11 protein-coding genes are annotated in these 7266 nt (G+C 62.4%); all 11 read left to right on the forward strand.

Annotated features, from left to right (window positions below; genetic code table 11):
* The first annotated feature begins 149 nt into the window (after positions 1-149).
* Positions 150-671, forward strand: a complete 522-nt coding sequence (locus tag AC1D35_RS34000) for a DUF4142 domain-containing protein (RefSeq protein ID WP_477942272.1) — start codon at positions 150-152, stop codon at positions 669-671.
* 14 nt (positions 672-685) lie between these two features.
* The gene (locus AC1D35_RS34005; RefSeq protein WP_113312273.1) at positions 686-1006 is read left to right on the forward strand and encodes a cupredoxin domain-containing protein; all 321 of its coding nucleotides are present in this window, start codon (positions 686-688) and stop codon (positions 1004-1006) included.
* 255 nt (positions 1007-1261) lie between these two features.
* Positions 1262-1738, forward strand: a complete 477-nt coding sequence (locus tag AC1D35_RS34010) for a GNAT family N-acetyltransferase (RefSeq protein ID WP_477855727.1) — start codon at positions 1262-1264, stop codon at positions 1736-1738.
* A 382-nt stretch (positions 1739-2120) separates the two neighbouring features.
* Positions 2121-2417 (forward strand): hypothetical protein, encoded by a 297-nt coding sequence (locus AC1D35_RS34015; RefSeq protein ID WP_477942274.1) that lies wholly within the window; start codon positions 2121-2123, stop codon positions 2415-2417.
* Between the two features lie 30 nt (positions 2418-2447).
* Positions 2448-4133 (forward strand): portal protein, encoded by a 1686-nt coding sequence (locus AC1D35_RS34020; protein ID WP_113312292.1) that lies wholly within the window; start codon positions 2448-2450, stop codon positions 4131-4133.
* Positions 4133-4486: a hypothetical protein gene (locus AC1D35_RS34025; protein WP_113312291.1), complete on the forward strand. Its 354-nt coding sequence runs from the start codon at positions 4133-4135 to the stop codon at positions 4484-4486. The genes AC1D35_RS34020 and AC1D35_RS34025 overlap by 1 nt, the downstream gene beginning before the upstream one ends.
* Positions 4470-5174 carry a hypothetical protein gene (locus AC1D35_RS34030; protein ID WP_477942277.1) on the forward strand — a complete coding sequence of 235 codons (705 nt, stop codon included), beginning with the start codon at positions 4470-4472 and terminating at the stop codon, positions 5172-5174. The genes AC1D35_RS34025 and AC1D35_RS34030 overlap by 17 nt, the downstream gene beginning before the upstream one ends.
* A gap of 6 nt (positions 5175-5180) precedes the next feature.
* Positions 5181-6215: a major capsid protein gene (locus AC1D35_RS34035; protein ID WP_113296976.1), complete on the forward strand. Its 1035-nt coding sequence runs from the start codon at positions 5181-5183 to the stop codon at positions 6213-6215.
* A gap of 62 nt (positions 6216-6277) precedes the next feature.
* Positions 6278-6688: a Bbp16 family capsid cement protein gene (locus tag AC1D35_RS34040; protein WP_113312289.1), complete on the forward strand. Its 411-nt coding sequence runs from the start codon at positions 6278-6280 to the stop codon at positions 6686-6688.
* The gene (locus tag AC1D35_RS34045; protein ID WP_113312288.1) at positions 6681-6995 is read left to right on the forward strand and encodes a hypothetical protein; all 315 of its coding nucleotides are present in this window, start codon (positions 6681-6683) and stop codon (positions 6993-6995) included. Before AC1D35_RS34040 ends, AC1D35_RS34045 begins: the two co-directional genes overlap by 8 nt.
* Positions 6996-7097: 102 nt before the next feature.
* Positions 7098-7266 (forward strand): transposase (locus tag AC1D35_RS34050; RefSeq protein ID WP_477942281.1); only part of this gene is annotated, 169 nt, incomplete at its 3' end.

Here is a 7266-nt window from a genome sequence, read left to right on the forward strand (position 1 = left end):
TTTTGGATGCCTGGGCAAGACGAATGTTCCCGACATCTGGAAAAATCTTTTCGGGCCGGAAAAATCTTTTCGGGAACGTCTGCGCGATGCCGGCATCCAATTCTGCGTAGGAAACATCGACCGGCGGTATCAGCCGGATGGAGGACCAGATGCAGAAACACCTTATCGCCGCTCTCTCGGCTTTCGCGCTGTCAGCCCCCGCGGCTTTTGCCGCCGGCGCAGCACCGACCGATCCGCAGATCGCCCATATCGCCTATACGGCCGGCGTCATCGACATCGAGGCGGCCAAGCAGGCGGTCGAGAAATCGAAGGACAAAGAGGTCGTCGCCTYCGCCAAGGATATGATCCGCGACCACGAGGCCGTCAACAAGCAGGCGCTCGATCTCGTCAAGAAGCTCAAGGTGACGCCCGAAGACAATGCCACCAGCAAGTCGCTGGCATCGGATGCCAAGAAGGAACGGGAAAAGCTCTCCAAGCTGAAGGGCGCCGCCTTCGACAAGGCCTATGTCGACAACGAAGTCGCCTATCACAAGACGGTCAACAACGCCTTGAAGACGGGTTTGATCCCGGCAGCCCAGAACCCCGAGCTGAAGTCCCTGCTCGAAACCGGCCTGAAGCTCTTCGAAGGCCATGAGCAGCATGCCGAGCATGTTGCCTCCATGCTGAAATGAGGGTCATGGGTGTCATGACGGTCATGGCAATCCTGCCGAAACTCTGCCTTGCGGCCGCCCTTTCGCTTTGCGCAACGGCCGCAAGTGCCGCCACGATCGAGGTGACCATCGAAAAGCTGGAGTTCAAGCCGGCGGTGGTGACAGCACGGCCGGGCGACACGATCCTCTGGCGGAACCGGGATGTGATGGATCATACGGCGACATCAAAGGGGAAATTCGACGTGGTGATCCCGGCGGGCAAGTCGGGATCGACTGTGGTGAAGGGTGATGGGGCGGTGGATTATACCTGCCGGTATCATCCGAATATGAAGGGGCGGATCGAGGTGGGGCAGTAGGGAGTGCCACCTGATGCAGTCGCGGGCGATGGGAAATGCCGGTCGTCCGCGCCTCGTTTGACGCAAAGCCGTCCACGGCCCATGTTGATCGCAAATGGAGCTGAGAATGATGGCAAGCCGCGAACATTCAGACCCGATTACCATGCGCTTGCGCCTGCATGTCCCTTCTGAAATTGCGGAGATTTGCAACCCCGGCCGGAACCGAGATTTCGTCTGCGTCTCCGCTGTGACGGCAGAGTGCCAGGAGGCTGCCGCGTGGTAACGGCTATCGACTTCATCCGCGCACGCCCGGAGCACGACGATATCATGGTCGCGCACTACCTCGCGATCTGGGAAAGTTACGACACGCCGCAAGATCACCTGCGGGAGGATGCACAGGACATCATCCGGACCTTCCTGAGGGATGGCCGTCAGCACCGAAAGCTTGCAAGCTTCATCGCATTCGACGGAAATATGCCGGCCGGATCCGTTTCCTGCCAGCTTCACACGATGCCATATCCCGTTGTCCTCAAGCCGCAGCACATGCTGCAGGGATACATCTGGTCAGTCTATAGCGATCCGCTTTATCGCGGGCGCGGCGTCGCGAAGAAACTCGTGTCGATGGCCGTGGAGCATCTGCGCGAAGCCGGCTGCACCACCGCGGTGCTTCACGCCTCGGAAGCCGGAAAACCCCTATACGCCGGCATGGGCTTTGAACTGGCGATGGAAATGCGCATGAAGCTGGGGCCGTAGGAAGCTCAGGCCTGCACCGCCGGACCCCACCGGCGAAATAACCACCCCGCAATAGGGGGCGCCACGGACCTGGTATGACTTGTCGACCTTCGGCCCGTTTCATTCTTTTAAGAAACATCCAGGCTGTAGCCGGTCAAAAACCCCTCCCCAACCCCTCCCCACAAGGGGGAGGGACTAAACTGCGGCGCCAATTTCGCTACTCCCAAGCGTTGAAATCGTCTGAACCGGAAGCGGCGAGTTAAGCCCCTCCCCCTTGTGGGGAGGGGTTGGGGCGGGGTCTTTACGAAAAGCCCATACCTGACTGATCCCCCATGTCACCCCCTCAACCTTTCATCCGCACGCTCCCACCATCGAAGCCAAACCGGCCGGATGGAGGGCAGTCATGACCACCGCACCCATCCGCTCCGGCCCACATCGCCACCACGATCGGATGCCCCCCATGTGCATGTTCTCCTCGCCGCCGAAAGCCGAGCCACCGCAGGCGCCACCCGAATACGCCCAGCAGAAGACGCCTGACTACGCCGCCGCCCAGTCCACGGCCGCGCGCCGTGCCTCCGACAAGGTGAAGGGCGCTCCCTCCACCATCCTCACCTCTCCGTCAGGCGCGCCGCCGCTTGCAGATACGCAGTCGCCGGCGCTCTCGGGCAATACCGCCAAGAAGACGTTGCTCGGACAGTAAGGGCCCAGACACAAGGCATTGGACATCAGCATGGAAAACCTCCGTCGCGACAACGAGACACAGATTGCCTATCACCGCCGGCGGCTCGCCGAGCTGAAGGAGGTTCGCCAGCCCTGGGAGGCGGAATGGCGCGCACTTGCCGAGCATATCGAGCCGACGCGGCTTCGCCTCTATTCCGATCGGGAAGGCCCGCGCTCGCGCGACAAGATCATCGACAGCACCGGCAGCCATGCCTATGAGACGCTGAAGTCAGGCATGCATTCGGGGCTGACCTCGCCGGCGCGGCCCTGGTTCCGGCTGACGACCTTCGATCCCGATCTGAAGAAGCAGGATTCCGTCAAGGTCTATCTCGCCGCCGTGCAGGACAAGATGCGCGAGGTCTTTGCGGCCTCCAATCTCTACCGCGCCTTCCACATCGGCTATGGCGATCTCGGCCAGTTCGGCCAGTCCGTCGCGATCCTCGTCGAGGATGAGGAGACGGTCATCCGCGTGCAGCAGCTGGTGCATGGCCGCTTCTGGATATCAAGGGATCACAAGGGGAAAGCCACGACGCTTTACCGGGTGTTCCGCTGGTCCGTGCAGCGCATCATCGAGCGCTTCGGTTACGACAATGTGCCGGAGCGGCTGCGCAGCCTCTATGACAGCTCGAAATATGGCGAATGCTTCGATGTCTATCACGCGATCGAACCCCGCTACGACCGCGACCCCAAACTGATCGACAAGCGCAACAAGGCCTTCCTCTCCAATTACTGGATCGACGAAACAGGCGGCGATCTGCTGGAAGAAAGCGGCTTCGACAGCAATCCGATCATCGCACCCGCCTGGGAGCTTTCCGAGGACGATCACTACGCACTCTCGCCCGGCCAGAAGGCGCTCGGCGATATCAGGATGCTGCAGCTGGAACAGACGCGGAAGCTCGAAGGCATCGACAAGAAGGTGCGCCCGCCGATGAACGCGCCGACCTCGATGCAGAACAGCCCGGCCTCGCTGCTGCCGGGTGCGGTGAATTACGTGGATGATCCGACCGGCAAGGGTTTCAGGCCTGCGATGGAGGTGAACCTCAGCCTCGCGGAACTGCGCGAAGATATTCAGGAAGTGCAGAACCGCATCGAGAAGACCTTCTTTGCCGATCTCTTCTTCGCCATCACCAATATGGAAGGCGTGCAGCCGCGCAACCAGTTCGAGCTGACGCAGCGCAAGGAAGAGCAGCTCTTACAGCTCGGCCCTGTGCTGGAAAACGTCTTCGGCGATCAGCTGGGGCCGACCATCGACCGCACCTTCGATATTCTGGCGGCCCGCGACGAACTGCCCCCGCCCCCGCCGGAGCTGCAGGGCACCGAGCTGAAGGTGGAGTACATTTCCACCCTCGCGCAGGCACAGCAGGCGGTAGCAACGGGCGCCATCGAACGCGGCGTCGCCTTCATGGGCCAGGTCTCCGCCGTCAAGCCGGAAGCGCTCGACAAGCTCGATGTCGATGAGGCGATCGACCTCTATTTCGACGCGATCGGCGCCCCGCCCTCGATGATCCTCGCCGATGACAAGGTCGAGGATATCAGGGCCCAGAGGGCGCAGCAGATGCAGGCGGCGCAGACCGCGCAGATGGCCTCGCAGGTCGCACCTGCCCTCAATCAGGGCGCCCAGGCCGCACAGGTGCTGGCGGACGCCAATGACAACCCGAATGGCGCGGCACTTCTGCGCCAGCTGGGGCTCGCCTGATGGACCATTTTAAGGATCAACCATCTGCCCCCCACACCATCGGGCGAGACGAAATCACGACGGCGTTTCGCGAGGTCTTCGCGACCGCATCCGGCAAGCGCGTGCTGTTCTGGATGCTGGAACAATGCGCCGTCTACCAGGAGGCCTATGCGGGAGAGCTTGGCAACGCGACGCATTACACGCTCGGACGGCAGGGTGTGGGCCGGCGGCTGATCGCCGAGCTCGACCGCATCGACCCGACGCTCTATCCGCGCCTGCTGCTCGCCATCGCGGATCTCAAGGCAAACGACAAGGCAGCGGCGGTTAGCCGCGCGAAAAGCGAGGAAGGGCAAGACCATGACATCGATGCTTAGCAGGAGCCCGTTTCCGGCCATCCTGCGCAATGCCGAAGGCAGCGGCTCCGGTGGCGGCGAGACGCCCGCGCCCGAAAACATTCTCTTCCCCAACGAGGAGACGTCACCGGAAAGTGACCTCGGCGCTGGCGATCAGGATCATGCCTCTGCCRAAAATCATGAGGCCGCCAAGCCCGAGGGAAACGCCGATAGCGACCCTGCTGACCGCGTGCCCGACGATGGCCGCTATTCGCTCACCATGCCCGAAGGCATCGAGGTGGATCAGGAGCTGGTCGAGGCGCTCGGCCCTGACTTCCACGAGATGGGCCTGACCAACCGGCAGGCGCAGCAACTTGCCGACCGCTTCATCGAGATCCAGGGCCGGCGCGGCAAGGCGGCGGGCGAAGCGTGGGCCGGCCGCGTTCAGGGCTGGGCGGACGAAGCCCGCAAGGACCGTGACATCGGCGGGGCGAAATGGGGCGGCACCGTGGGCTCGGCCCAGCGCGCGCTCTCGCGCTTGGGCACGCCGGCGCTGCGCGAGTACCTGAATACCAGCGGCGGCGGCAACCACCCCGAATTGATCAGAATTTTCGCAAAGGTCGGATCGATGATCCAGGAGGACAACCCACCGAATGGCGGCGCGGGCGGACACGGCAGGAAAGCCGAAACCGCGCACCTGATGTTTCCCAAAGACGCACCGAAGGGCTGATAAGACATGGCTACCATTGGCAGCTACTACCCCAATCTCGTTGACGCATTCAAAGGCTCTGCCGAAGGCGCCGTCATCGAGCTTCTCTCGCAGCAGAACCCGATCCTCGACGACGCGATGGCCGTCGAGTGCAACATGGATGCCGTGCACCGCCATATGGTGCGCACCGGCCTGCCCTCCGTTTCCTGGGGTCGGCTCTATCAGGGCATCAAGCAGTCCAAGGCCACCATGCAGCAGGTGGACGACACGACGGGCTTCGTGCATGCCCGCTCCGAAATCGACATGCGCCTGCTCGATCTGGCACCCGACAAGGCGAAGGCCCGCCTCGTCGACACCATGCCCTTCATCGAGTCGCTGAGCCAGGAAATGGCTTCCGGCCTCTTCTACCACGACACGGCAACGGCCCCGGAGAAGTTCAAGGGCCTGTCTGCCCGCTACTCCGCCTATAACCCCAACCTGCCGAACCCGGCGCAGCCGAATATCGCCAGCCAGGTGGTCCACGGCGGCGGCACGGGTGCGGACAATACCTCGATCTGGTTCGTCACCTGGGGCGACCATGCCACCCACCTTCTCTACCCGAAGGGCACAAAGGCGGGCGTGAAGATCGACGACAAGGGCGAGCAGCGCGTGCTGGACGCCAATGGCGACCCCTACTATGCCAAGGAAACTCTCTACACCTGGCATCTGGGCGCAGCCGTGAAGGACTGGCGCTACAACGCCCGCGTCGCCAATATCGATGTCTCCGACATGATGGCCGGAACCGTCGATCTCTGGTCGCTCTTGCGCAAGGGCTACTACCGCCTGCAGTCGCGCCGGCTGAACGCCAAGGCGAGCCGCATCGCCATCTACATGAACAAGGATGTGCTCGAAGTGCTCGACGTGCAGTCCACCGACCGGGCGCTGACCTCCGACCGGCAGAACACGGTGCACCTGACCACGCAGTTCGTCGAGGGCCAGGAAGTGAAGTTCTATCGCGGCATCCCGATCCGCGAAACGGACGCCATCCTCAACACCGAAGCGGCCGTTCCGGCACTCGTCTGATCGTCTCTATCAAGCCCCGCCGTGATGAGCGGCGGGCACTCCCCTCAACGAAAGGCATCACAATGATTTTCGACCGGCAGACGCTGCTTTCGGACGCGCAGGTTATCACCGCGACCGGCCCCAGCACCAATGTCATCAATCTCGGCCCGATCAAGCAGGGGCTGACCCGCGATATCGGCAAGGGCGAACCGATCCCCTTCCTTATTCAGGTGGTGGAAAGCTTCAACAATCTGACCTCGCTCGCCGTCACCATCCAGACGGACGACAACGAGGCCTTCGCCACGCCGAAGGCCGTGATCACGACGACGCTTGTCCTCGCCGATCTCAAGGCCGGCAAGATCATCCCGCCGAGCCACATCCCGCGCGGCACGGACGAGCTCTACCTGCGCCTGCTCTACACCGTGACCGGCACGGCCCCGACCACGGGCAAGATCACTGCCGGCTTCACCGCGGGCGTTCCCTCGCATGGTTGATGTCATAGCCAACGTCTCAGGCTATTTCGGCGGCGCCAGACGCGACCCCGGCGAGCGCTTCAGCTTGCCGGACGCGCTCTGGAAGGACGAAAAGCGCCGTCCGAAATGGGTGCGGCTTGCCCGATCCGGCGACAAATCCACCGGCAAGGCTGAAGCCGAACCGGCCGAGAAAAAGCCGGCCGCAAAGGCAGCCAAGCTTCCCATGTCCCCCGAGCCTGAAGGCAACGGCGTGCAGGAAGCGCTCGGCGGCCCCGCCCCGGACTGGACGCCACCGGAAATCCACAACTCCCCCCAGCCTGGCGACTGACGCAAGCTGATTGACAGGCCACCTCTAGGGTTAAAACCCAATCAAACTATTGATTAAATTATCTCTGTATGATTCACTTCGGTAATAATGGGAGTTTGAATCATGGCAGGAGAATTCTGGCTTGATGACCGACAGTGGGCGGTGATCGCTCCTCTGCTTCCGACGAACCAACCCGGCGCTCATCGAACTGATGACCGCCGGGTGATCAGCGGGATTATCCACGTCCTGCGATCGGGTTGCCGGTGGCAGGATTGTCCAGCTTGCTACGGAC

The sequence above is a fragment of the Rhizobium sp. P1_E6 genome, assembly GCF_056405875.1.